A 23,526-nucleotide genomic window follows, 5' to 3' on the forward strand; every position below is an offset into this window, starting at 1 on the left:
TCTTTGCCCTACTCCGTAAGCGCCTGTTTCAGTGAGTCCAGATTTTTACGCATCACACCAATGTAATCCAACCCTTTGGCCTGTTCGTCTTCTGTCAATCCTTCGATTGGATTTAACACCAGTGTTTTCGCTCCGATTTCGTTTGCGATAGTGTCGGCGACCCGGGAAGAGACGAGGGTTTCAAAAAAGATCCACTGTACTTTATGTTCTTTGGCAAACTCTACAATTTGGGCCATCTGCTCGGCGGATGGCTCCTGATCCGGGGAGAGGCCGGCAATAGGGACTTGAGTCAACCCGTATTCCTTGGCCAAATAGCCGAAAGCGGCGTGCTGTGTAATAAAATCCTTCCGTTTTACATCTGCTAACTGGCTTCGGAAGTCTTCATCCAGCTTCTTTAATTCAGCAATATAGGCTTCGGCGTTTGCATGGAATGCCTCTTTGTGTTCGGGAGCAGCCTCAGACAGACCGGCTTCAATGTTCTCTACTTCCTTTATAGCGAGTGCCGGAGACAACCAGACATGCGGGTCCATTCCGCCGTGGTCGTGAGCGTGCTCACCCTCCGCGTGCGTGTGCCCCTCCTCGTGGGAGTGCTCACCCTCTGCGTGCGTGTGCCCATCCTCGTGGGTGTGCTCACCCTCCGAGTGCGTGTGCTCTTCCTCGTGGGAGTGCTCACCCTCTGTATGTGTGTGTTCGTCTTCGTGGGAGTGTTCGCCTTCTGCATGCGTATGCTCCTCTTCGTGAGCTTGCTCGCCTTCGGTGTGCGAATGTTCATCGCTGTGAACATGGCCGTGGTCATGATGGTCAGGCGAGCCTTCCATAATCTCCAATCCCTTACTCGCTTCTATGACCTTCAGCTTACTGGTGACCACGCTGTCCAATACTTGATCGACCCAAGCCTCCATGCCCGCTCCGTTAAATACCAGTACATCCGCTTCCGTAATTTTGGCCATATCTTTTGGCGTAGGTTCCCAGTCATGCGGTTCGACACCAGCAGGCACAAGGTTCTCTACCTCAGCCAAGTCTCCGGCAACATGGCGGGTAAATTCATACATGGGATAAAAACTCGTTTTCACCACAAGTTTGTCTCCAGTGGAGGCGCTCGAAGGCTGAGCCGAAGGAGATGCGGAAGCTGGCCCTCCGTTTGTCTGATTTGTCGCAGCATTCGAGCCGCAGCCTGCCGTGATCAGCAAGGCGGATAATGATAAAGCAACCAGCGAGCGGTTACGCATCCATTTCATTTACATCGTTCCTTTCCTGTTAAGTTGTTGATAAGGCTGCTTCCGGGTTTTTAACCGTGTCAGCCGCTGAGCTCCCGCTGCCGTCAAGAGGAAGAGCAGCAGCACAAGCGCAATCGTCCCTCCCGGCGGAGTATCCATATAATAGCTGGCGGTCAGTCCCGAAAAGACACCGGCGAGACCGGCCCCCACCGAGATCAGCACCGCGGCGGTGAACCCGGTCGCCACCCGCAGCGCAAGCGAAGCAGGCAGCACGATTAGTGCCGAGACCAGCAGGACACCAACCACCGGCATCGCCGCGGCGACGGTCATTCCGGTAAGCACAGCAAATGAGACGGACAGAAGCCGGACACGTAGGCCGGAAACCGCTGCCGTTTCCTCGTCAAATGTCAGGTTATACAGCGGCCTGCGCAGCACGATAAAATATAGCAGTCCGGCTGCCGCTACTGCGGCGATGAGCATAAGCTGCGTATCGCTTACGGCTACAATTGACCCGAACAAATAAGAGCTGAAGCTTTGGCTGAGGCTTTGTTTCAGATTCATCAGCACAACTGCCAAAGCCAATCCGGAGGTCATAATAATGGCGACTGGCAGCTCGCTGTATGTACGGTAAGAACGGCGAAGCTGTTCGATCATCAGCGATCCGGCAACAGCTGCGGCAAATCCGCTGAGCGAAGGGCTGAAACTCAGCACGCTTCCCAGCGCAACGCCGGCGAGGGATACGTGCGACAGGGTATCTGCCATCAGCGCCTGACGCCGCAGCATCAGATAAACCCCAAGCAGCGGGCCAATAATGCCGATCAGTCCTCCCGCCCAAAATGCTCGCTGCATGAATTCGTAACCAAACACCGCCATCCCTCGCTTTCTTTCCGTTCCAGCGTGACCAGCGTATCCAGAAAAACACCGGTTTCCTCCAAACCGTGAGTCACCATCAGAACAGTTTTCCCATGGTTGTCCACATAGTGGCGCAGCAGCTCATACAGACCCAGCCTGCTCCCCTGGTCCATTCCCGAAGCCGGTTCGTCGAGTACAAGAATTTCCGGATCTTGCGCTAACGCCCTAGCGATACAGATACGCTGCTTTTGCCCGCCAGAGAGCTCGCCGATTTTCCTGTTCCGGTATTCCCACATCCCCACTTGCTTCAAGCTTCGTTCAACCAGCTGTTCCTGCTCTTGGGTAAACCTGCGGAACAATCCCAGCCGGGAGTAACAGCCGGAGCGAACCAGTTCGATAACTTTGCTCGGAAACCCGTTGTTAAACGACGAAACCTGTTGGGGCACATAACTTACATTAACCCTGCCCTTTATCTCTGCAGAACTGCAGCGTTCGATCGTTCCGCTCCAAGGCTTAATCAGGCCAAGGACGAGCTTGAGCAGCGTCGATTTGGCCGCTCCGTTTGGTCCGGTAATGCCGATCAGCTGTCCGGCGTGCAAATCCAGCGTCAGCCGTTCGATTACGGGTTCATTGCCGTAACCAAACGTAACGTCTTTCAATGAATATAAAATCATGCAGCGAGTTCAACCTTTCTGCAGCCGCTATTCCTGCCTGGGCATCAACGGGTTTCTCTGTGCAGCGTATGTCTTTTCAGCCGCGGACAATACTTTTTCATTTCCAGCCGGCCGGGATGCGTTTTTTTATTTTTGGTCGTAGTATAGTTGCGGTCTCCCGTTTCCGTACATGCCAGCGTAACAATTACTCTCATTTTAATCGCTCCTTAAATCGTAATTATTACGATTATACAGTGTAGTGAGTCCCTGACTTTTTGTCAACCTCCCGGTCCCCCCCTGTCTAAGCCTCCGTAACCGGCTGGCTGGTATTCACGGCAGGAAAGATCAATATGGTTGTGTCCCAGCGGGCGGTTTTGTATAATCGCTTTCCGTTTGGCTTTCAGCACAATCTGTTCCACTTCGGCGAAGCTGCACCCGGCCAGACGTTCGCACGCCGCTTCCCAGAGCCTATCCTCTGTTGCAAAATCTCCGACAAGAAGCCGGATGTAATCGCCTCTGGCCTCATGTGCAGGCAGCGAATAGGTGATTTTCGTATCAAATCTCCGCCAGATCGCCCGGTCCAATTCTTCCTCCAGGTTCGTTGCCGCCATAAACACACTGCGGTCGCCAAAATCGTCCAGCGCTTGAAGCAGCGTATTGACCGCACGGGCCATTTCTTTCACTTCGTCGCCGCTTTCGCGTGTCCGCGCAATCGCATCAAATTCATCAATAAACAGCACACACGGCTGCGCTTCGGCATAGTCGAACACTTTGCGGATGTTGCTTCCGGTTTCTCCAAGATGGCTGTGGATCAACGCGTCCAGCCGGACGGAGATCAAAGGCAGCTCCAACCTTTTTGCGATGTAAAAAGCCGTCAGCGTCTTTCCGGTTCCAGGCGGTCCGTACATCACGATTTTGTTGGGAACGGGTACGCCATGCTCCTCAAAGGTTTCCCGCATCCCCAGCACGGTAAGAAATTCCTCAATGATCGTCCGGTTGTGCTCCGGAAGGATCAGAAATTTCGCTTTTTTCGCGCAGTCTTTTGGAGAATAACAGGTAACCATATCCATTCCTTTGGCCCGAGGGAGACGCAGGGCCGGACTTCCTTTGCTCATTACGCTGCTCCTTTGGTTCCGATTAATTCGTAATCGTTACGAACAAACAACAGCATACTTCGCCTTTACCGCCGTTGTCAACCCTTCACTGCAAGCTTCTTGCGTCATGTTGACAGAGACGGACGAAAAGACGATAATCATTTTATTCGTAATAATTACTATTTATCGCGACAAAAAAGGAGCGGATGAGATGACTTCCAAACTCGTAAAAGACCCCCGCATACCCGTAACGATTTTGACGGGATTTCTTGGGGCGGGTAAAACCACCCTTCTAAATCATGTGCTGACGTCAGACCATGGCCAAAAAATCGCGGTGATCGTCAATGAATTCGGCCAGGTCGGCATTGACAACCAACTGGTGGTAGGAGCGGACGAGGAAATTTTTGAAATGAATAACGGCTGCATCTGCTGCACCGTAAGAGGAGATTTGATACGAATCCTGGGCGATCTGCTGAACAAACGTGAAGGCAAGGACAGCGGACGGAGCATCGATTTTGACCGGGTATTGATCGAAACGACCGGTCTTGCGGATCCCGGGCCGGTTGCACAGACTTTTTTTGTGGATGAGGATATCGCGCAGGCGTACCGGCTGGATGCGATTGTAACGGTAATCGACGCCAAACACGCTCCACAGCATCTGGATGAAGGACACGAAGCGCAGGAGCAGGTTGGATTTGCGGATATTTTACTCGTAAATAAAACCGATCTGGTGACCAACGAGGAGCTGCTTCAATTGGAGCGGCGTCTGCGCCATATGAATCCGTCAGCCAAGCTTATCCGGACGCAGCAGTCGAAAGCGGATTGGAATCAGATTCTTGGCGTAAACGCATTTGATCTGGATAAAAAACTGGAGATCGAACCCGGCTTCCTGACCGAGGATCATCACCATCACGATGACGAAGTGACATCGCTGTTCTTCAGGGAAGAACGCCCGCTTGACCTGCGAAAAGTGGAGCGCTTTTTAAATGATTGGCTGGTGGATCACGGTGCGGATACGTTCCGGTACAAGGGGATTTTGAACATTCGGGGCGTCAAGCAGCGGGTGGTCTTTCAGGGCATCCATATGCTGTTCAGCTCGTATCCGGACCGGAACTGGTCCCCTTCCGATCCGCAGCTCAGTGAATTCGTGGTGATCGGCCGTAATCTGGACGAGTCCTGGTTCCGCAAACAGTTCGCCGCCTGTGTGGCGGTATAACCGGCATATACCGAAATCTTTCGAGAATCTAAAAAAAGCCCGTTGCCTAACCCAGGCGGCGGGCTTGCTTGTTAGCGGAATACAGCAGCAATTACAGCCATTCTTCCGTCAAAATTTGTTTGATCTCGTTCACCTTTTCCGCTCCCAACTTGCAGACGATGGTCTGCTCCAGCTGCAGCTTCACTTCTTCCATCTCCTGTGTATAAGCCTTACCTTGAGAGGTGATGGCCAGATAGCGGTCCCGGCCATTCTCTTCCCTTGCAACAGGCGCAACAAAACCCTGTTCCTCCAAGCCTTGCAGACACTTATGCGCACCCTGGCGCGAAATGCCGATGATCCGGCTGATTTCGGACGCCGTCATGGCTGAAGCATTCTCCAAAAGGGACAAAATATGCGATTCCGTTTTGTTCAGGCCATGCCTGTCCAACTCCGCCACCCGCTTCCGCAGAACCAAGTGCTGCTCACTTAACAGATCAATCAAGTTCCTTCCATTCCCGGTTTCGTTCATCCGTACACCTCCATGAATACCAACCATTGTATCGGATGCCGAAAAGGAAAGTCAACGAAGCGGCAAGTTCGTCAGCCCAGTTGACGATCTCTTCTTTTCATGATAATGTAAACCAGGTTGACATTCAAGGGAAAGAGGTACAGCAATGGGGAGAAATAAAAAAGAAAATTTTGTGTTTACATTAATGATGTGTGTGCTGATGGTGGCTGGGATGAGCGTCTATAATGTCGTTTTATCCCAAGGCTTCTCTTTAGAAGCTCTTGCCGAAGCCGCCTTCGGGTTTCTGCCCGCCTTTGCAGTCGCCCTGGTGCTGGACGTGTTTGTTGTAGGCAAGGCTGCAAAAGGGCTTGCCAAAAAAATGCTGAAGGAAAACGCATCCCCGGTGCAAAAAGTGCTGCTTATCTCCTGCCTGATGGTTACGGGCATGGTGATTTTTATGTCGCTGTATGGTGCGGTGCTGCATGCGGGTTTTACGCCTGACCTTCCACTCGCCTATGCTAAGGGGCTTGGGCTTAACGTCATCTGCGCGTTGCCGCTGCAGCTGCTGATCGTCGGTCCTCTTACCCGGGTTCTTTTTATCAAACTGTTTCCCGCGCCCGCCCATACTTCTCAGCCAGCCAATTCTCCAGTATGATGAATCAGGAGGCTGCACACAGATATCTGGCACTTTGGGCAGTCTAGTCTATCCGGTCAATGGAGAGGGTAAGCGATGAACAAGCTCGTTTTTTTTCTTGGCCCTGCAGGTGCGGGCAAAACCACCTTGGCCAAAACAATAGCTTCACGGCGCCATGCCGCCGTGCTGGACATGGATATTCTCCTGCGTCCGGCCGCGGAAGCCATCATGCTGCAGCAGGGTCTTGATCCCGCGGACAGAGATTCGGCCGAATACAAACGGCTCTGCCGGGATTTGGGCTACCGGATCACAATGGACGCGGCTCTCGATCAACTTGGTCTCTTGACCGACGTATTTGTTGTCGGCCCATTCACCAAAGAGGCAGCGGATCCCGATTGGATCGGCAGTGAACTGTCGCGCGCCGGCCTTACGCTTCAAGAAGCGGATGTCAAAGCGGTTGTGGTGACGCTTGGCAGCGAACGGCTGTACCGCGAGCGGATTGAAGGCCGAAGTTCGGCGCTGGATGTCTGGAAACTGGAGCATTGGGAGGAATTCCGCCGTTCACTGAACGGCCGCAAGGTTTCATGGCCCCTGACGGAGGGATCTATTGGCTATTTTGATAACTCCAATTTCGGAGAAGCCAATACGGTGGACCGGATTGAACAGTTTATTTACGGGCCCCCTCTTTCCTGAAGAGGGAGGGTCTCATTCAGTGATTACGCCGCTGTACATTTAAGGGTTCGTTCCGTTGAAGCAAGGGGAATGGCGGTCTTGCCCTTCCCCTTATCTATCTGCTTGCCAAGGAGAAGACACCGCCTGCCAGCGAGGATACACCACCCGATTTGCGAAAATAGGCAAAACCCCGTTTCAGTGTTTCCGTTGTAGCCCATCCCCCGGTTCCTGCGAGAAAAGGATTGTGCAGCACCGCCATCCACAGCTGGTACACCAAGGTGCCGACCCCAATCTCCATCAGCACAAAAGTGCGAACCTTCGACAATTCAATCACGTAAATGGTAAACTCTTCGCCTTTCCGCATTCGTTTTTCCCCTCCGTACCCATACTCACCTTTAATTTATGAACAATATGCCTTGTCTAAGAATCGACAGAACCGGCTAACTGAATTTCACTTCGCACTGCAGCCGCTTACTTTAAAATATGGAGCAGCGCAGCCGCGGTTTGTTCCGCATAAGTCCGGTCGGGGCGGCTTTTCAGCAGGACGGTTAAGCCGATCCATCCGGCAGTGAGAAACTGGGATGCAGCTTTTACATCGAGTTCTTGCTTCAGCTCTCCGCGTTTTTGACCTTCTTCAAGTGCAGCTTGAAAAATGACAGATAGGTACATCTGATGCTCCCGGGTAAGGATGGCGAATTTCTCATCATGCGGCGCTAGCTCAACCAGCGTATTAATACAGAAGCAGCCCTTGCTCGGGCAGCTGTCATACGCCTCTGAAATGGTCTCCCTGAACAATCGTTCCAGCGCGTCCGCCACCGGCACCTGCTGGAGCTTATGACGGATGTGGACCGCATGCCGGTTGTTATACATCCTCAGCGCTTCCTCAAACAGCCCTTTTTTATCCCCAAAAGCTGCATACAGGCTTGGCCGCTGAATCCCCATCCGCTCTGTCAAGTCACTAAGCGACACCACTTCATATCCTTTTTCCCAAAATACATTCATGGCGGCTTGAAGCGCCGTTTCCCGGTCAAATTCTCTTGGCCTAGCCATGTAAACCCTCCTTATGTACCAGTAAGTACATAATAATACCGGTTAAAATAAATTAAATCAATGGGATTGACGTTAATTGCAGAATTAACTTAGGATAATAATGTACTGGTCAGTACATAATGAGAGGAGACTATGATTTGCTTAATGAACCTTGTTTGCATCAGAAAACATCGGAAGCAGCCGATGTAGAGACTCCGCTTCCCAAGGGATGGCCCTACCGGTTTGCTGCTGCCGCGGGTCTTGCCGTATCGACGGTGTATTTCGCTCAACCGCTGCTCGGAAGCATGGGAACGGAGTTTGGAGTGAACGCATCGGTTATCGGTCTTGTGGTAACGGCCACCCAGCTGTTGTATGCCGCCGGGCTGCTGCTGCTGGTTCCGCTTGGCGACATCGTTAACCGCCGCAAGCTCATTATGGGTCATATGCTGCTGTCGGCAGCAGCCTTGGCGGTTGTAGGCTCGGCAGCTACACTTGCCCAATTATTAGCTGGCGCGGCCGCGGTGGGGATGATGGCTGTTGTGACACAGACCTTGGTTGCCTATGCTTCGGACCAGGCCAAAGCCGCCGAACGCGGCCGTACGGTCGGGATTGTAACCGGAGGGATCGTAATCGGCATTTTGATCGCCCGGACGTTTTCCGGCCTGATGGCGGCATGGTTTGGCTGGCGTTCCGTCTATTATGCGTCTTCCCTTTTAATGCTGATCACCGCTTATCTGCTCTCAAGTATGCTGCCTGATGTGCCAAAAGGAGGCCGTGGCGCTCAAAAGCTGCCGTACCGGAACTTAATCGCCTCCGTTTTTCGCCTGTTTGCGGCGGAGCGTGTGTTCCGTATTCGGGCAGTGCTGGCGTTTTTGATTTTCACCGCCTTTAGTACGCTATGGACATCAATGATTCTTCCGCTCAGCGCGCCGCCGTTCAATTTGTCCGAAGCTCAAGTCGGGTTAATGGGGCTGTTAGGCGCAGCAGGCGCGTTTGGAGCAGCCAAGGCTGGATCACTGGCGGATAAAGGTTTCGGTCAACGCACCACAGGGGTATCGCTCGTAATTCTGCTGCTTTCCTGGCTGCCCATCGCTAGTCTGCAGCATTCGCTTCCGCTGTTTCTCCTCGGCATCGTGTTGCTTGATTTCGCCGTTCAAGCCGTTCATGTCACCAATCAGGGGCTGATCCTGGCTACTCAGCCCGATGCCCGCAGCCGGCTGACCGGCGGCTATATGATGTTTTATTCCTTTGGGAGCGCTTTAGGAGCTATTGTGTCCACCATGCTGTACGCTCATTTTGGATGGATTGCCGTATGCTCCTGGGGGGCAGGTATCAGCGCGCTGGCACTGCTGTTCTGGCGGGCAACGCTGAAGCCCGCCTCATAAAAAAAGACAAGCAGGCGTAAGCAGCTTGTCTTATAGCGGTTTGATGTACCAGGCATCGCAGGCGAAATGATCCGACCCCGGCAGCGGCTCCGCCAGCTTGGTGAAACCATTTTTCTCATAAAAGCGGTTAGCTGCCTGCATCGTAACAAGGGTCTCCAGATAACAGGCTTCATAATGCCGGGCGGCAAATTCAAGCGCCGTGCTCAGCAGCTTCTCCGCAGCGCCGGTGCCCCTTGCTTCTGTGACCAGGTACATTTTCTGCAGCTCGCAGATGCCGGACGACTCATCGAAAGGGGCGATGCCGCAACCACCGAGCAGCCTGCCGTCTGCTTCGGCGACCCAATAGGCACGATTTTCACCACGCGCATAATAATCCGATAGCCGTCCCAGCTCGGGATCTGCCCAGGCCAATCCTTCACGGTTGCCGCCAAATTCGATCAGGCAGGCGCGGATGATCACTTCAACTCCGCGGTTATCCGTGTTCTGTATCGGTCGTATTTTCACTTGTGCCACTCTCCTGTTGTATGATTCATTATTGAGCCTGATTTGATGTTGCTCTTGCGGCATGTTCCATGGTACACCAGCGGGACCATAAATCCAACATCCGACACCTGATCTATATCGTTCCATCAGCTCCAAATTGCCTCCGCATCCCCTTCCAGTCATCTAACGGTCCAGCCAATGAGCAAGAAAAGATTGACGTACAACCGGACTCGGCGCTACCATAAAAGAATTGCTGCAAGTAGGAGGAACAACAATATGCCGGTTCATCATCCATCATCCCCTTCCGCCCCCGGCGGCGGATTTGACAGCCTGCGCTCGGACTGCGCCAGCTGCTTTGGTATCTGCTGTGTGGCGCTTCCGTTTGCCGCCTCCGTGGATTTTGCTGCGGATAAAGCCGCCGGACAGCCCTGCCCCAATCTTCAGCCGGATTTCCGGTGCGGGATGCATACCCGTTTGAGAGACGAAGGGTACCGGGGCTGTACGGTGTACGACTGCTTTGGTGCAGGACAAAAAGTATCCAACATCACCTTCAAAGGCAACGACTGGCGGCGTTATCCGGAGACCGCCCAATCAATGTTTGAAGTGTTTCCCCTGATGCGCCAGCTGCATGAGCTGCTCTGGTATCTGACAGAAGCGTTGAATTACGAAGCGACGCGCTCCATCCATCCGGAGCTGCAGGCTGCACTGGAGCATACCGAACAATTGACGCTGCTTCCGCCGGAAGAACTCCGGCAGTTGGATATCCCTGCCCACCGGGCGGAGGTCAATGTGCTGCTGCAGCGGACCAGCGAGCTTGTCCGGCCAGCGGTGATCCGGGCCACCGGCGGACCGTCCAAACCCGCCAAAGGCAAAGGAAAAATCGGACGCGGGGCCGACTTAATCGGCGCCAGGCTGAAGAACGCGGACCTTAGAGGCGCAAACCTCCGGGGAGCGTTTCTTATCGCCGCCGACCTGCGCGGAGCTGATCTCCGCGGCGCGGACCTGATTGGCGCGGATTTGCGTGATACGGATCTGAGGGACGCCGATCTGCGCGGAGCTCTTTTTCTCGTACAAGCCCAGGTTCAAGCTGCCAAAGGGAACAAAGCGACACAGCTGCCCGACACGCTGACCCATCCGGCTCATTGGACTTGATTAACCGGCCGCGGACTGCTTCTGGTTAATAAAGAATGGCGGTTTTGACTTCCGGGAGGCAACGCGAGCTGGATTAAACGCACATAAATACGGGTTCACCGCGCTTACACCGGTGAACCCGTATTTGTTATGCTGCCGTGCAGAAATCCCCTGCTTTACATCTCTCCGTGTTCCCGGAGATGGTCCATGACCAGCTGGCCCGCCAGCGAGACACGTGCCCGGTCTTCGTAACCAAGCCAGGCCAGCTCCTCAATCTCGGCCGCTGCTGACAATTCCCCCTTGAACTCGCCTGAATAACAGGCCATCCGTACGGTGATGCCGTCCGCTTTGCCGTCTGCAGCAGCCTCGAACACACCGCGCGGAAGCACCGTATCGGGCCGGATGCGGACCGAAAGCTCTTCTTCAATTTCACGGACCAGCGTTTCGGCGTCCGACTCACCGGGTTCTCTTTTTCCGCCCGGAAGATAATACAAATTTTTGCCTTTGGATCTAACGCATAACAGCTTGCCTTCGCTTAACGAAATCCATGCCACTTTATCGATTGTACTGCTCAATTTTAGGCCCCTTCTTTCATCTTTAGTGCAGGTTTGCCGCTGTGCGCCGCCTGACGGCTCCGGCCTCCCAGCTTAAACACCATTATACCTGCTACAATAACCAATACGCCAAGCAGCTTGTTCGGTGTAAACGGCACCTTGTCGATCCCGAGCCAGCCAAACGAGTCCCAGATCAGCGCAAGGGCCAGCTGTGAGGTTAAGATAATGGACGTCGCAAACGTCGGCCCCAGCAGCTTCACCCCTTGAACAATACAGGTCACAACTCCTACGCCGAGTAGCCCGCTGAACCAATACCAGCCCTGCATATTGTCCAGGACGAATAACCCGCGTCCCTCCATAAACAGCCCAATGATCAGCGATGCCGCAAAACCCATTCCAAGCACCAGTGTGGTGGTGGGCCAGGAACCGGCGTGTTCTTCCACTTTTTTGTTAAAAATATTCTGGACGCTTACGAGCGCCCCGGCCATAAAGGCCAGCAGCAGTCCTGCAATCATGTTATTTATCCTCCGCCCTCGCGGCTTCTGCCGCGCTTAATCGCATTCTGTTATTGTCCCGCCAGATTACACAAACGTTCCCGGTCCCGGATCTGAACCGAACCTTTTGTCCGGTGAATAAGCCCGTCTTCACTAAATTTCTGAATCATCCGGTTCAAATGCCGGTAGCTGGTGCCGATCAGGTTGGCGGTGTCCCGCGCATTCAGCGGAAACTGTACTTCCTCCGGACCCGAATCCGGACCTCTTGAGGCGATGGACAGCAAATATTTGGCTAACCGCACCTCGACCGGATGCATCAGGTTAAAACTCAGCGCATCGGATTTGACCATGAACTTACGTGTGATAATGTCCAGCAAAAAAGCCAGCAGCGGCGCGTGTTCCCGTCCGTACCGGTCAAGCGCCCGATAGGGAACGGCAATCATCCGCACTTGCGTAACGGCTTCTACGGTGTTCATGATCTCCGCCCGCCGGAAATACTCAATATCTCCTATGGCATCCAGCGGTGTTTTGCACGACAAGATCAGCGAGCTCCCCGAAGGGGAAGTCGTATATACCTTGATCCGGCCCTCGACAAAAATATAGAGTGTATCCGCTGCATCCCCCTGCGAGCAGATTCGTTCGCCTACATCAAAGGAAACCAGCGCCAGCTGCTCCCGCAGCGGTCCGGCTAGTACAGTCTCCAGTTCAAGTTGGCTCAAAAATCCGGCAAGCCCGCCTTCATCCTGGATGATTTTCATGACGCCGCACTCCTTCCTCGGCTGCTGCGGTCTAATCTTCTGTTACATTTTCAGAATCACTACGCCAAGGATCATCAGGCCAATCCCGAGGAATTGGGCGATCCCCATCCGCTGCTTAGCGACGCCAAACCAGCCTTTTCCGTCAATCACAAACGTCTGACACAGCTGCGCAATCAGCACTACTGCCACGCTCATCGTGACGCCTACCCGGTGAATAGCCGTGACGTTGCCGAAAATAATGATGGCCGCAAGCGCCCCGCCAAACAGATACCAAGGCTTCACCTTGGCATAACCTTTCACGTTTCCTTCCCTTACCATCAGCAGGATCAGCAGCGCTGCCACAAATCCGGTGCCCTGCGTCAAGGTCGCCGCCTGCCAGGTGCCGAGATCCGAGCTGATGGTGGAATTGGCTACCCCTTGCAGCGTAATAAACGCCCCGCCCAGTATTGCAAATAAAATGCCTTTCACTTGGTTCTCCCCCTATCGGTGATTCTCTGTGTATTCATTAAATAGGATAGACGGGGTTTTCGGGAAGGACATATGTCCCAAACTCTGCGGAGAGGCGGACAAAGCAAACCAGCCCCCTTTTGGAGGCTGGCCGGATTATGTTGCTATGCTTCTGCCGTTTTACTCAGAACGTGCGTTTAAAGATAGGTTGCAGAGACCGCCCGCCGGTTACTACTTATCAAACAAAAAAAACGTGTCGGAACGCAAACCAAGCCGCAGTGTCTCCAGTGAAATCGCGTCGGAAAACGGAATATTTGCGAGATTCACATTCGCTCCATTCAGCTGGATAAACAGGGTTTGCAGCGCTTTGGAAGGCGCTTCGAACAAAATCCGTTCCAGCGGAATCCCGCTGCCCGCGATTTCGTCCACAATATCCAGCCGCATTTGTCCGTCCGCACGGCAGAGGCCGCTTGTTCCGCTTTCTCTCGCTTCGGTGATGACTTTGTAAGCGCCGGCTTCCAGATCCTCGCGGATCCAGGCAGCCCATTCCGCCGCGGTCTGATCCATGGACCGGACGCCGTCTTTTGCGCCGACTTCGCTGAACACCTTGTACCGTCCGGCAAACCGCCTGATATATCCGGCTTTCTCGTCATTCGGAATATCCAGCGTACCGTTAGAAATTTCGAGGCATTCACAATGGTATGTCTGCAAAAACCGCTCATAATCGTCCATTTTCCCTTGGGCGGCGAACTTCTCAAACAAGGTCCCTCCAAAGAAAAATCCGATCCCCCGGCTGCGGAGACAATCGATTTTCCGCTCCAGACCGCGGGTGACCAGCGACGTTCCCCAGCCAAATTTAACATAATCGATGTAGTCGCCCGAGCTGTCCACGGTGTCCTCGAAAAAACGCAGCGGCACGCCGTTGTCTATCAGCACCGTAATGCCGTTTTCCCTGGGTTTGCCGTTTCGAGCCGGCAGATTCAGTCCGCTGTACATCGCGTCTCCACCTTTACTATCATAGGTATCCGCTGCATGGGTTTAACCTCCATAACAAAGCCGTCACTGCGTTCTTTCAGGCACAGCTCCATGTCTTCTTCCAAAAACTCCGGCCGGGCGGCGTCATAAAATTTGCGCGCGGCTTCGCATGATCGGATTCGCTCGCGCGTCAGCGCCGAATCGGACGCCTGCCGTCCGCCGGATAGCAAATCCCGTATATACTCAGCACATGCCAGATCGTCATCCCCTGCCGGATGGGAGGCGACCAGCTGAATCGTCGTGCTGCCGCCCCATCCCGCGGATTGAACCGCTGCCCTTACATGTTCAGCCGTCACCCGGGCATTGGCGAAGCCGGTCACATAGAGACGGTCCGCACCCGCGGCGTGGAGCGCGGCTCTAACGCCGTTTGTCGTCTTTTGCACCAATGTCCGCCCTTTCAGATCGGCCTCCCGTGCGTGATGCGGTGAATTGTCCAAGTCGAACCCGGGAATATACAAGCCGTTCCGCTCGCCAGCCAGCATATACCCGGAATACCGCTGTTTCAAAGCAAAGGCCGTCTCTTCCGACTCCGCCAGCAGGATTCGGCGGGCTCCGCCGAGGAACGCGTAATGGGCAAAGGTGAAGGCCCGGATTACATCAATCACGATTGCGATGCCGCCCGGCTCCAGATCGGGGGTGTGCCCCTGAAATATTTTGATTTTTATGGAAGCGGCCCCCTTGCTATTTGAAGATAGTCAGCCGCCACTGCTCTACAGCAGCTGCCCTCATGTGCATATACCCATCATATTCTTTATGGGCGGAGGGGTTCCTTGCGGGACCCGGGAAGCTAAAACCACTCCCAACAAAGCTCGTCAAACCGGGCGGCTGGACGTAAAATCGCATCTTGTTTCATTTACTGGTAAAATGAATGAAGTCTACCTTTACTCCAAATCGATGAAATGAGAGGAGAATGGAACGTTGACAACATCCCGCAGTCCTAAAGAAGAATTATTTAGCCCTTCATTTACACGCGATCCGTACCCCGTATATGAGAAGCTGAGACAAAGCGACCCGCTGTTTAAGGTAATGTTTCCCGACGGTACGTACGGCTGGCTGGTTACGACATATGAGGATGCCGTCGATGTCTTAAAGGATCCCCGTTTCATCAAAGATATGACCAAAGTTTACGGTCCTGAGAGCCAAAGCCCCTTCACCAGCAATATGCTGTTCTCCGATCCGCCCGACCATAAACGGCTGCGCGGACTTGTCCAAAAAGCGTTCACTCCGCAGATGATTAACGGCATGCGCGATCACATCCAGTCCATTGCCGACCGGCTGCTGGACAAGGCAGCCGGAACGGGGCAAATGAAACTGATCGACGACTACGCTTTCCCGCTGCCGATTATCGTGATCAGTGAAATCCTGGGCGTCCCGCTGGAGGATCAGGATAAGTTCCGGACCTGGTCCAATTCGATTATAGACGCCTCCAATCAGGAGACCGGACCGGAGGTCTACCAGCATATGCAGGAATTCGTTGAATATTTGAGAGTCTGGTTCGAGAAAGTACGGGTTCATCCGGGCGATGACCTGATCAGTCAGCTCATTGCTGCCGAGGAAGCGGGCGACCGCCTGACCGAACAAGAGCTGTTCGGCGTCGTTACCCTGCTGATTATCGCGGGCCATGAAACGACCGTAAATCTGATCGGAAACGGCGTACTCGCCCTGCTGGAGCATCCGGAGCAGCGCAGGCTGCTGCAGGAGCAGCCGGAACGGATTCACGGTGCGATTGAGGAAATGCTGCGCTACAACGGACCGGTGGAATTCAGCACCTCGCGCTGGGCGGGAGAAGATATGGAGTTCCGCGGCCGTCAGATACAAAAAGGCGATCTCGTCATCGTCGCGCTGGACTCCGCGAACCGGGATGAACAGCAGTACAGCAACCCGGATGTCTTCGATATCACCCGTGAGCGGAGCCGCCACCTGGCCTTTGGCCAAGGCATCCACTTATGCCTTGGTGCGCCCCTCGCCCGGCTTGAGGGAGAGATTGCGGTGAACACTTTGCTGCGCCGTTTTCCTCATCTGCAGCTTCAGGAAGGTGTGGAAGAGCTGGAATGGCGGCCGGGAATGATCGTCCGCGGCGTCAAGGAAATCCCCCTAGCCTTACATGAAGATCTGTAATCCAGCAGGAAGCCATCCATAAGCTAGTAGCCGACCTCCCGCGCCTCTGTCTTACCATTCGGTATACGGCGGCGGTTCAACTGTACAAAGTGCAATTAACGCAGGTGCTCGTACCTTGCAGGAAAGTTATCCTATCCTGCCTGTGCGGGCTCTTTTTTTGTTACGGAGAGGGATAGTGTTTAAAACCCTTGCTAAATTAGTCTAATTAGACTATGCTAAATCACGTTGTCTAATTAGACTAATCTTCTTGAAAAGGGGTCCTCTTTATGTTGTTCATTACCGGATCAACGGGTACCGTCGGACGTCGTGTGGTTACTTTTCTTAAGCAAAAAAATGTTGAATTCAAAGCCCTCACTCGAACGCCTGAGAAACTGTTGACAGACAAAGCAGATAACATGAGTGTCGTCGCCGGCGATATCAAGGATTGCTCTGTCTGGTCAGAAAGCCTGCGGGGTGTTGAGACCTTATTTTTAATCCTTATAGATGATGCCGAAAACATTTTGCATGCAGCACAAGCACATGGTGTCCGAAACATCGTGTTCTTATCTTCAGCTTCCATCAATCGTTCGGATTCCGATTACAACGAAAATGCCAAAAAACATAAAAAGGTCGAAGATCAAATCAAGGATTTTGGTTTTCATTACGTTTTTATTCGAGCCGAGGCGTTTATGCATAATACCATTTACTGGAGGGACCTTTTTAGATACAATAAGGGGACGATCAAATTGCCGGCCTTGGAGGCTAAGCTGGCAAGTGTACACGAGACGGATATTGCTGAAGTGATTAGCGTGGTTGTAACCGACTTTAACAGGTTTTCCGGCCAAGTCCTGACGCTTACAGGAGCGAATATTCTTAGCCAACGGAACATCCTGTCGGAAATCTCCAGACAGTTGGGACAATTGATTGCATTTAAAGAGCAAACAATCGATGAATTTCGATCCTATATGAAAAACTACATCGCAGAAGAATATATTACCCTTAGAATCCAGGACTGGGAATACACTTTGAAGCATGATCTCAGCCTTACGGATACTATTCTGGCTATTCTTGGCCGGGAACCTTTAACGTACAGAGAGTGGATTGCCGAGCATATAAGTGAATTTCAATAATATACAGAAAGAGGAATTTGCCATCATACCTTTATTGATACTTGGATTATTGAAGGATTGCGGGCAATCCAGCGCTTATGAATTGTTAAGTGTATTCAAAGAGCGGAATTATAAATATCTCGTGCATATGACGAAGGGCTCGCTGTATTATAACTTGCAGAAGTTAGCCAATGAAGGATTGGTCCGGTTGGTTGAAATCATCAGCGTTAACAACAATCCCGAACAACATATCTACGAAATTACATCGGAAGGAAACGAACATTTCAATGCGCTCATGGCAAAATTTTCGTTTCAAACGGATGACATCACATTAGCCTTTTACATGACAACTTTATTTGCTCATCATTATGACCCGGAACAATTTAAATCGGCCGTATCTGCACAGATTGAGAAAACACAGAAAAAAATTGCAGAAATTGATTTTGTGCTGAATTCCAAACGGGATGTCATCTACGATACCGCCAAATCCATGATGAACAATGTGAGGGCGCACCACGAATTAAACCTGAAGTGGTTTCAGGAACTGCTGGAACAGTAAGCACGAACCCCTCCCGGCTGATTTCCATGGACAGAAATATACGAGTGGCCGGCCGCGCTAAATTATCATCCATGCCGGGAGCACCCAAACAAAAGCTCATGGACGGTCAAACCGTTCATGAGCTTTTTTATTTGAACCTATTAAAGCGGACTATAGCGGATCCAGTCATAATAGGCTTTTACCGGCCTGCCCGGATAGACGAACGTTCCCGTCCAATTGCGGGCAGAAGATCCAGCGCCTGCCCAAAGGTTCGCAATTAGATAACCCGGGTGACTTGGGAGGCGGCCGCGGCGGCCGTCTTCGCTGTGTATCTTCTTCCCGTCGACAAACCAGGTGATTCTGGCGGTCGTCCATTCAAAAGCATAGGTGTGATAGCCTTTCGAGGCATCAAAACCCAGATTCACTACTTTACTGTGCCCGGTTTCGCCATCGGTATAGTAATTCAGTGTCACCTTTGTCGGGTCTTTTCCCAGGATCTCTATATCGATTTCATCATTGCTGCCGTCCGGGTTAGGTCCGGAGTAGAGGAACAGGGAAGTGACCAGCCCCGCACCTTTGGCTGCTTTAATCCGTCCTTCAAACCGTCCGTATCCGTAGCGTTCTACGGAAACATATTCCCCCGACGCGTAGGATTTGCCCCCGCAGCTTGAGCCCCCGCATCCCTCTGTGTCCAACCGCAGCGCCATCGCGTCCGCCGCGAATTCCACATGGTCTCCCTTCCAAAACACACCGAAATTTGGCCCGTTAGAGTACCCGTCCGATGCATAAAAATGCTTGCTGGGCTCCTTTAGGTGTTCCATCAGCAGCATGCGCCCTTCCGCCGCTCCGGCACCCGTCCCGGGCTGCAAAGCGGATAACCCGGCTGCAGCAGCGCATATAGCTACCCGCCACCCGGCTGAGCTTATTTTTACCGGCCGGAATTTCATCATCTCACCGTACCTTCTGCACTTAAAGTTCTCTTGATGCCTGTCAGCCGCCGGGTGCACCCGGACCGGCATGCCGGTATCATCGGTTGAAATGACCGGGAATATTAGCATTTTTATTTAAAAATCAAGAAAAACAAAGGATTTTTTAGAAAATGGAAGAATTAAGCGGATTGTTCCGCGTAAGCCTATGTAAACGCATTTAATCCCAGTTTACACTGCTTTAACTTTTGTAAAGATTGGGTTAAAATGACCATACACCGCAAACGTTAACCCTTAAAGAATCAGGGCACAGCGTACGGTGTGAAATCTCACTTCTTGACACACAGGAAAGGAGCGAGAGTCCAATGGGCTAGGTAAGCGAAGCATACACTCTTTCATTCGGTTAAGGAAAGACGGCCCGTGACAACGTCTTTTGCGGATGAAATGTATGCGGGAACCCGATTGGTAACCTGGTGGACGAAGGAAGAGACTGTTTTCAGGCGGGAACCCTTACGCCGGAAAGGAGAGCGATTCCGTTGAAACAAGGTTAGCGAAGCGTACAACTACGGTTTTCACACCGGGAAAAACGTCCGTGACAACGTTTTTCGTGAAGATCGGTACGCGGGACATCACCCCCATATGTTGGACATGGCGGCCGGATGAGAAACGCCGGCAAGCTCCGTGAAGTGGAGCCGTAAGAAGTGAACGACTTTCCCATCAACGAGGAAAGGATGGGCATTCAGGAATTACAAAATTTGAGAACAATCGATAGGCGGTTACCCGGGAGCGGGAACCGAGGAAAGCATGGAAATGATAGTTGAATGACCATGTCGGACATGTGGATTGTTGCAGGAGGAACTGAGAAACTTGGCAAGTAAGATGGGATAAAGCCCCGCAACCTGATTGGAGCAGGTTAGCGGGGCTTTATGTGTGTGTCTTCGTCCAGTTTACACAAACCGCTGCAGCACTTCAGCCTCGCCGGCGGAAACCTTAAAATTCGCCCAAGCGCCGTTAATAAAGGTCAGCTGGGGCGGGACATGGCCGCAGTCGATATCGTAAATCACCGGCACACCCAGCTCTTTTTCCAGGTCCTGATAGACATGCAGCGCCGTATACCCGTTGACGGGATGATTGGCCGGGCTGCGACCGAATAAAATCCCTGCACAGTTGTCAAACCAACCGGCCAGCCGCATTTGGACAAGCGACCGTCTCAGGTCGGGTGTAGACAGCTCGCAGTTCTCCAGCACCCACAGGACCGGTTCCCCCGGTATATGCCGGTCCCGGAAGCCCTGCACATCGCCGAACGGCGTGCCAATCAAATGCCGGATCACGTCGATACATCCGCACAACAGCCGGCCCTCCAGCTCGGACTCCGTGCCTGACACGCATTTCCACTCCGTCTTCTCGGTGAATAAAAACACCTGTTCAGGCGGCAGCTCTCTTGACCACTCTTTCTGGTACAGCCTGGACGAGTGCTGACGCGCTTCTCCGCCAGCCGGTGTAGACAGCACATCCTGCCATCTTGCAGTAACGCCATCCCATTCACGGCTTCGCAGATCCACCAGATTGGTGCTGTGTGCCGTCGCCATTCCGGTCTTCAAGGTTACCGCCAGCAGCAGAACACTAATATCGGAGTAACCAAGGATCCACTTCAGCGGCAGCTGGCCGTAGTCCACAGCGTCAATCAATTCGATCAGCAGCTCCCCGCCCCACGGCGGAATCAACAAATCGGTGTCTTCCCCCTTCAGCAGCCGGTTCAGCTCTACGGCCCGCTCGGCGGCAGGTGCAGATTTTGCTTCCTGCTGGGACCATACCGTGGAACCGACGATCATCTTATACCCCTCGCGTTCCATTCGTTCCACGGCGAGCTGCATGAAGATATGATGCTGCGGTTCCAGTCCCGAGGAAGGAGCGGTAACACCGACAGTCATTCCTGGACGCAGGACAGGGTAACGGATCATTTTTTACATCCTCCTAAATTAAGATGAAAATAAAGATGGCAGCAAGCACAAACCGGTAATAAGCAAACCATTCCAGCCGCAGACGTTTAATCAGATTCAAAAACGTGACGACGGCAAGCATTGCGACAAGAAAAGCGGTCAAAAAACCCGTTCCCATCAGCAGCAGGTTATCCGTTGTCAGCAGCGCACGGCTGTCGTACAAATCCAGCACGGTCGCCCCCAGCATCACCGGCACGGAAATAATAAAAGCGAAGTCTGCCGCCGCCTTCTGGCTGACACCCAGCAGCATGCCGCCGGACAATATAGAGCCCGACCGGGAGAACCCCGGCCAAAGAGACAAGACCTGAAACAGTCCAATTCCAAGCGCCTGCTTGTAGGTAATCGAATCGGTGTCTTCCGAAGTTACTCGAATGCGGGCCTTGGACGAGACCAGCAGCAAAACGCCGCCGATTATCAGCCCGATTACAACTGTTTCAGAGCTGAACAGGACCCCTTTAATCCAGTCTTTTGCGAACAGATACACCACAAGACCCGGCAGCATGGCGAGCAGCATATGAACGGCGTTTAGCTCATTTTTTTCGCCCAGCCGCAGCCGTACTAAATTACGCGCAATCCCCAGGTACCGTCTCCAGTAAAGCAGCAGGACGGCAAGCACCGCTCCGAGCTGAATGACAATCTTGAATGTCGTTGCCGCCTCTCCTTCAAAATGGAGCAGTTCCCCCGCAAGAATGAGATGCCCCGTGGACGAGACCGGCAAAAATTCGGTTGCTCCTTCAATAATACCAAGCACCACAGCGTGAATATAGTCGATGATCGCCATTAGTGAATATCCGCCTTTCTGAAGTAGATCAGCGAGGCGGCAAATCCCCCAAGCGAAGTGATGCCGATTGCAACCAGGGAATAGGAGACCGGAAATTTAGGCAGCAGCTCGCCGTAAACGAGGTCAAACGCAGCGGTCCAGGGAACCAGCCCTTTATACTCCGAGTTGGACACCATCACATTGATGAGCGTAATGACAATGGTCAGCACGATCGTTGGAACGTAATTTTTGAGCAGCAGTGAAGTAAGCACAACCGGAGCCGACAGGGCAAACATCAACGCACCCATCGCCGCAAACTGGCCCAGTGCGGTCCATACCAGCGTTCCGCTTAAACCTTCAAACCCTAGAAGCGAGCCTAAAACCAGCGTCAGGCCCCAGGCGACCACAGCAAGCAGCATAATCCAGAAGAGCAGCAGCAGCAGCTTGCTCAGCAGCAGCCGGGTTCTGGAGACTGGGATGGTCAGCAAATTTTTGAGCGTATCTTCCGCATATTCGCGGTTAAACAAGTAAGCCGTTACCACTCCGTACAATGGAGCGCCAATCAGAACGGACAAATACAAATTGCTGTCAAAAAACAGCTCCGAAAACAGAATGCGGACATCTTCCGAGCTATGCGTACGCATCGAAATATAAGAGGAGACTACCACCATAAGCGGCGCAAGCGCAGAACCGATCAGGCTCAGCAGGAACATGCTGGAGCGTTTCAGCTTCAACAGCTCCGTATACAGCAGGTCAGCCAATGGTGCCACCTCCCACCAGCCGGGTAAAATAATCTTCAAGCCGGTCTTCGCTGAGAGCGATCCGGTATACATCAATCCCGTTCTCTACCAGTGTCCGGTTCAGCCGCGCCTGTTCGTCAAGATGCGAGTAGATGCGGATTTCGCCGTTTTCCCGGACCTCGTAATCCCGGATGCCCAGCTCCCGTTCGAGCACCACTACCGCGCGGCTGTCCGATGACACGTTGAACTCTAAATACCGCCGGTTCATCGTCCGTACCTCTTCCATGGCGACTTCTTCCAGCAGTCTGCCTTGGTGAAGAATCCCCATCCGGTCCGCCAGCTGCTCGATTTCGGGCAAAATATGGCTGGAGATCAATATGCTGATCTTCCGTTCTTCCGCCAGCGAGCGGATCAGCTTCCGCATTTCTTTGATCCCGATCGGATCAAGCCCGTTCGTTGGCTCGTCCAAAATGAGCAGCTCCGGATAATGCAGCAGCGCCCTGGCGATTCCGAGCCGCTGTTTCATCCCGAGCGAAAAGGCGCTGACCCGTTTTTTCGTCTCCTGCTCCAGTCCAACCAGCTCAAGCACGTCGTCAACCGCCGACCGGCTGTGTTTCCCCAAAATGCGCGCATTGATCTGCAGATTCTCCCGTGCGGTCAAATTTCCGTAAAATCCGGGTGTCTCCACCATACTGCCAATCCGCCGCAGCATCTCCATCCGGCCCGGCTGCAGCTTGTCCCCAAACAGCTCTACCTCTCCGCCCGTAGGGCGGATCAAGCCAAGCAGCATGCGGATTGTCGTCGTTTTTCCGGCACCGTTCCGGCCCAGGAAGCCGTAAATCTCGCCTTCCCTAACATTCAAATTGACCTGATCTACCACCTGCTGCGAACCGTACCGTTTGGATAAATTAATGGTGCGCAGTATTGTTTCCATAATTATGACCCTCCTTGTTGCCGAATCTATATAGACTGAACTTAAGAGGGACAAGTTGGGCGGAGCTGTCACTGCGGCCAATTTGGGACTTTCGGTTGCTGTTATTTTCGGAGTTCTTGAATAGTATTCCTGATTTAGCGGGAGAACTCCGAAAATAAAGGCAAACGCGTTCGCTCCTCCATCTCCAAATTGCCTCCGCGACATCTCCCTCTCTCCTGTCATTCAATAGTTCAGTCTATCTAGGTTTCATTATAGGAAGGAGAGTTTAAACGCCTCTTATC

The 23,526-nt window shown here is 52.9% G+C and carries 28 protein-coding genes; 8 read left to right on the plus strand and 20 right to left on the minus strand.

All coding sequences use genetic code 11. The features are described from left to right. Window positions 1-8: 8 nt before the first annotated feature. The 5 genes from ACE6ED_RS23200 to ACE6ED_RS23220 all read right to left on the minus strand — a co-directional run bounded on the left by ACE6ED_RS23200 (window position 9) and on the right by ACE6ED_RS23220 (window position 3,837). Window positions 9-1,238 carry a metal ABC transporter substrate-binding protein gene (locus ACE6ED_RS23200; RefSeq protein ID WP_410829804.1) on the minus strand — a complete coding sequence of 410 codons (1,230 nt, stop codon included), beginning with the start codon at window positions 1,236-1,238 and terminating at the stop codon, window positions 9-11. Continuing rightward, a complete protein-coding gene (locus tag ACE6ED_RS23205; protein WP_410829805.1) occupies window positions 1,239-2,090 on the minus strand; it encodes a metal ABC transporter permease in 852 nt (283 codons plus the stop codon). It lies immediately after the preceding gene. Continuing rightward, window positions 2,036-2,743: a metal ABC transporter ATP-binding protein gene (locus ACE6ED_RS23210; RefSeq protein WP_410829806.1), complete on the minus strand. Its 708-nt coding sequence runs from the start codon at window positions 2,741-2,743 to the stop codon at window positions 2,036-2,038. The genes ACE6ED_RS23205 and ACE6ED_RS23210 overlap by 55 nt, the downstream gene beginning before the upstream one ends. A 44-nt stretch (window positions 2,744-2,787) precedes the next feature. Next, window positions 2,788-2,937 carry a 50S ribosomal protein L33 gene (gene rpmG, locus ACE6ED_RS23215; protein ID WP_410829807.1) on the minus strand — a complete coding sequence of 50 codons (150 nt, stop codon included), beginning with the start codon at window positions 2,935-2,937 and terminating at the stop codon, window positions 2,788-2,790. 63 nt (window positions 2,938-3,000) lie between these two features. After that, window positions 3,001-3,837, minus strand: a complete 837-nt coding sequence (locus tag ACE6ED_RS23220; protein ID WP_410829808.1) for an AAA family ATPase — start codon at window positions 3,835-3,837, stop codon at window positions 3,001-3,003. 190 nt (window positions 3,838-4,027) lie between these two features. On the opposite strand from ACE6ED_RS23220, the gene ACE6ED_RS23225 reads away from it, so the two are divergent. Continuing rightward, window positions 4,028-5,032, plus strand: coding sequence for a CobW family GTP-binding protein (locus ACE6ED_RS23225; RefSeq protein WP_410829809.1), 1,005 nt, complete (start codon window positions 4,028-4,030; stop codon window positions 5,030-5,032). 91 nt (window positions 5,033-5,123) lie between these two features. Here the strand turns inward: ACE6ED_RS23225 and ACE6ED_RS23230 are convergent, their stop codons facing one another. Next, window positions 5,124-5,540, minus strand: coding sequence for a MarR family winged helix-turn-helix transcriptional regulator (locus ACE6ED_RS23230; protein ID WP_410829810.1), 417 nt, complete (start codon window positions 5,538-5,540; stop codon window positions 5,124-5,126). A 145-nt stretch (window positions 5,541-5,685) separates the two neighbouring features. On the opposite strand from ACE6ED_RS23230, the gene ACE6ED_RS23235 reads away from it, so the two are divergent. Together ACE6ED_RS23235 and ACE6ED_RS23240 are read left to right on the plus strand one after the other, a co-directional pair. Then, complete coding sequence (locus ACE6ED_RS23235; RefSeq protein WP_410829811.1) at window positions 5,686-6,174, plus strand: DUF2798 domain-containing protein; 489 nt, start codon at window positions 5,686-5,688, stop codon at window positions 6,172-6,174. Between the two features lie 75 nt (window positions 6,175-6,249). Then, a complete protein-coding gene (locus tag ACE6ED_RS23240) occupies window positions 6,250-6,846 on the plus strand; it encodes an AAA family ATPase (protein WP_410829812.1) in 597 nt (198 codons plus the stop codon). Window positions 6,847-6,940: 94 nt separating this feature from the next. Here ACE6ED_RS23240 and ACE6ED_RS23245 read toward each other — a convergent pair whose 3' ends face one another. Together ACE6ED_RS23245 and ACE6ED_RS23250 are read right to left on the minus strand one after the other, a co-directional pair. Next, window positions 6,941-7,189 (minus strand): hypothetical protein, encoded by a 249-nt coding sequence (locus ACE6ED_RS23245; protein WP_410829813.1) that lies wholly within the window; start codon window positions 7,187-7,189, stop codon window positions 6,941-6,943. Between the two features lie 107 nt (window positions 7,190-7,296). Beyond that, window positions 7,297-7,875, minus strand: coding sequence for a TetR/AcrR family transcriptional regulator (locus tag ACE6ED_RS23250; RefSeq protein WP_410829814.1), 579 nt, complete (start codon window positions 7,873-7,875; stop codon window positions 7,297-7,299). 137 nt (window positions 7,876-8,012) lie between these two features. Between ACE6ED_RS23250 and ACE6ED_RS23255 the strand changes: the two genes are divergently transcribed. Next, window positions 8,013-9,239 (plus strand): MFS transporter, encoded by a 1,227-nt coding sequence (locus tag ACE6ED_RS23255; protein WP_410829815.1) that lies wholly within the window; start codon window positions 8,013-8,015, stop codon window positions 9,237-9,239. A gap of 30 nt (window positions 9,240-9,269) precedes the next feature. On the opposite strand, the gene ACE6ED_RS23260 is transcribed toward ACE6ED_RS23255, so the two are convergent. Further along, window positions 9,270-9,743 carry a GNAT family N-acetyltransferase gene (locus tag ACE6ED_RS23260; protein ID WP_410829816.1) on the minus strand — a complete coding sequence of 158 codons (474 nt, stop codon included), beginning with the start codon at window positions 9,741-9,743 and terminating at the stop codon, window positions 9,270-9,272. Between the two features lie 255 nt (window positions 9,744-9,998). Between ACE6ED_RS23260 and ACE6ED_RS23265 the strand changes: the two genes are divergently transcribed. Further along, complete coding sequence (locus ACE6ED_RS23265) at window positions 9,999-10,874, plus strand: pentapeptide repeat-containing protein (protein WP_410829817.1); 876 nt, start codon at window positions 9,999-10,001, stop codon at window positions 10,872-10,874. A 155-nt stretch (window positions 10,875-11,029) separates the two neighbouring features. Here ACE6ED_RS23265 and ACE6ED_RS23270 read toward each other — a convergent pair whose 3' ends face one another. The 6 genes from ACE6ED_RS23270 to ACE6ED_RS23295 all read right to left on the minus strand — a co-directional run bounded on the left by ACE6ED_RS23270 (window position 11,030) and on the right by ACE6ED_RS23295 (window position 14,806). Next, a complete protein-coding gene (locus tag ACE6ED_RS23270) occupies window positions 11,030-11,428 on the minus strand; it encodes an NUDIX hydrolase (protein ID WP_410829818.1) in 399 nt (132 codons plus the stop codon). Window positions 11,429-11,430: 2 nt separating this feature from the next. Then, window positions 11,431-11,922, minus strand: a complete 492-nt coding sequence (locus ACE6ED_RS23275; RefSeq protein ID WP_410829819.1) for a DMT family transporter — start codon at window positions 11,920-11,922, stop codon at window positions 11,431-11,433. Between the two features lie 50 nt (window positions 11,923-11,972). Beyond that, entirely contained in the window at window positions 11,973-12,659 is a 687-nt protein-coding gene (locus tag ACE6ED_RS23280) for a Crp/Fnr family transcriptional regulator (protein WP_410829820.1), read from the minus strand. Between the two features lie 42 nt (window positions 12,660-12,701). Next, window positions 12,702-13,127: a DMT family transporter gene (locus tag ACE6ED_RS23285; protein ID WP_410829821.1), complete on the minus strand. Its 426-nt coding sequence runs from the start codon at window positions 13,125-13,127 to the stop codon at window positions 12,702-12,704. A gap of 210 nt (window positions 13,128-13,337) precedes the next feature. Continuing rightward, window positions 13,338-14,102, minus strand: coding sequence for a phosphosulfolactate synthase (locus tag ACE6ED_RS23290; RefSeq protein WP_410829822.1), 765 nt, complete (start codon window positions 14,100-14,102; stop codon window positions 13,338-13,340). Next, window positions 14,087-14,806: a 2-phosphosulfolactate phosphatase gene (locus ACE6ED_RS23295; RefSeq protein WP_410829842.1), complete on the minus strand. Its 720-nt coding sequence runs from the start codon at window positions 14,804-14,806 to the stop codon at window positions 14,087-14,089. The genes ACE6ED_RS23290 and ACE6ED_RS23295 overlap by 16 nt, the downstream gene beginning before the upstream one ends. A gap of 253 nt (window positions 14,807-15,059) precedes the next feature. On the opposite strand from ACE6ED_RS23295, the gene ACE6ED_RS23300 reads away from it, so the two are divergent. The 3 genes from ACE6ED_RS23300 to ACE6ED_RS23310 all read left to right on the plus strand — a co-directional run bounded on the left by ACE6ED_RS23300 (window position 15,060) and on the right by ACE6ED_RS23310 (window position 17,906). Next, on the plus strand, window positions 15,060-16,259 hold the full coding sequence (locus ACE6ED_RS23300) for a cytochrome P450 family protein (RefSeq protein ID WP_410829823.1): 1,200 nt from the start codon (window positions 15,060-15,062) through the stop codon (window positions 16,257-16,259). 266 nt (window positions 16,260-16,525) lie between these two features. Next, entirely contained in the window at window positions 16,526-17,368 is an 843-nt protein-coding gene (locus ACE6ED_RS23305; protein WP_410829824.1) for an NmrA family NAD(P)-binding protein, read from the plus strand. Next, window positions 17,355-17,906: a PadR family transcriptional regulator gene (locus tag ACE6ED_RS23310; RefSeq protein ID WP_410829825.1), complete on the plus strand. Its 552-nt coding sequence runs from the start codon at window positions 17,355-17,357 to the stop codon at window positions 17,904-17,906. Before ACE6ED_RS23305 ends, ACE6ED_RS23310 begins: the two co-directional genes overlap by 14 nt. A 140-nt stretch (window positions 17,907-18,046) precedes the next feature. On the opposite strand, the gene ACE6ED_RS23315 is transcribed toward ACE6ED_RS23310, so the two are convergent. The 5 genes from ACE6ED_RS23315 to ACE6ED_RS23335 form a co-directional block, all read right to left on the minus strand. Beyond that, complete coding sequence (locus ACE6ED_RS23315; RefSeq protein ID WP_410829826.1) at window positions 18,047-18,835, minus strand: family 16 glycosylhydrolase; 789 nt, start codon at window positions 18,833-18,835, stop codon at window positions 18,047-18,049. Window positions 18,836-19,758: 923 nt separating this feature from the next. Beyond that, window positions 19,759-20,772: a S66 family peptidase gene (locus ACE6ED_RS23320; protein WP_410829827.1), complete on the minus strand. Its 1,014-nt coding sequence runs from the start codon at window positions 20,770-20,772 to the stop codon at window positions 19,759-19,761. 13 nt (window positions 20,773-20,785) lie between these two features. After that, window positions 20,786-21,586: an undecaprenyl-diphosphate phosphatase gene (locus tag ACE6ED_RS23325; RefSeq protein ID WP_410829843.1), complete on the minus strand. Its 801-nt coding sequence runs from the start codon at window positions 21,584-21,586 to the stop codon at window positions 20,786-20,788. Window positions 21,587-21,591: 5 nt separating this feature from the next. Further along, window positions 21,592-22,332: an ABC transporter permease gene (locus ACE6ED_RS23330; protein ID WP_410829828.1), complete on the minus strand. Its 741-nt coding sequence runs from the start codon at window positions 22,330-22,332 to the stop codon at window positions 21,592-21,594. Continuing rightward, window positions 22,325-23,245: an ABC transporter ATP-binding protein gene (locus ACE6ED_RS23335; protein ID WP_410829829.1), complete on the minus strand. Its 921-nt coding sequence runs from the start codon at window positions 23,243-23,245 to the stop codon at window positions 22,325-22,327. Before ACE6ED_RS23335 ends, ACE6ED_RS23330 begins: the two co-directional genes overlap by 8 nt. Window positions 23,246-23,526 lie beyond the last annotated feature (281 nt).

Origin of the sequence: Paenibacillus nanchangensis, from assembly GCF_046543445.1 — a bacterium.
In the GTDB taxonomy this organism is placed as follows: domain Bacteria; phylum Bacillota; class Bacilli; order Paenibacillales; family Paenibacillaceae; genus Paenibacillus_AQ; species Paenibacillus_AQ nanchangensis.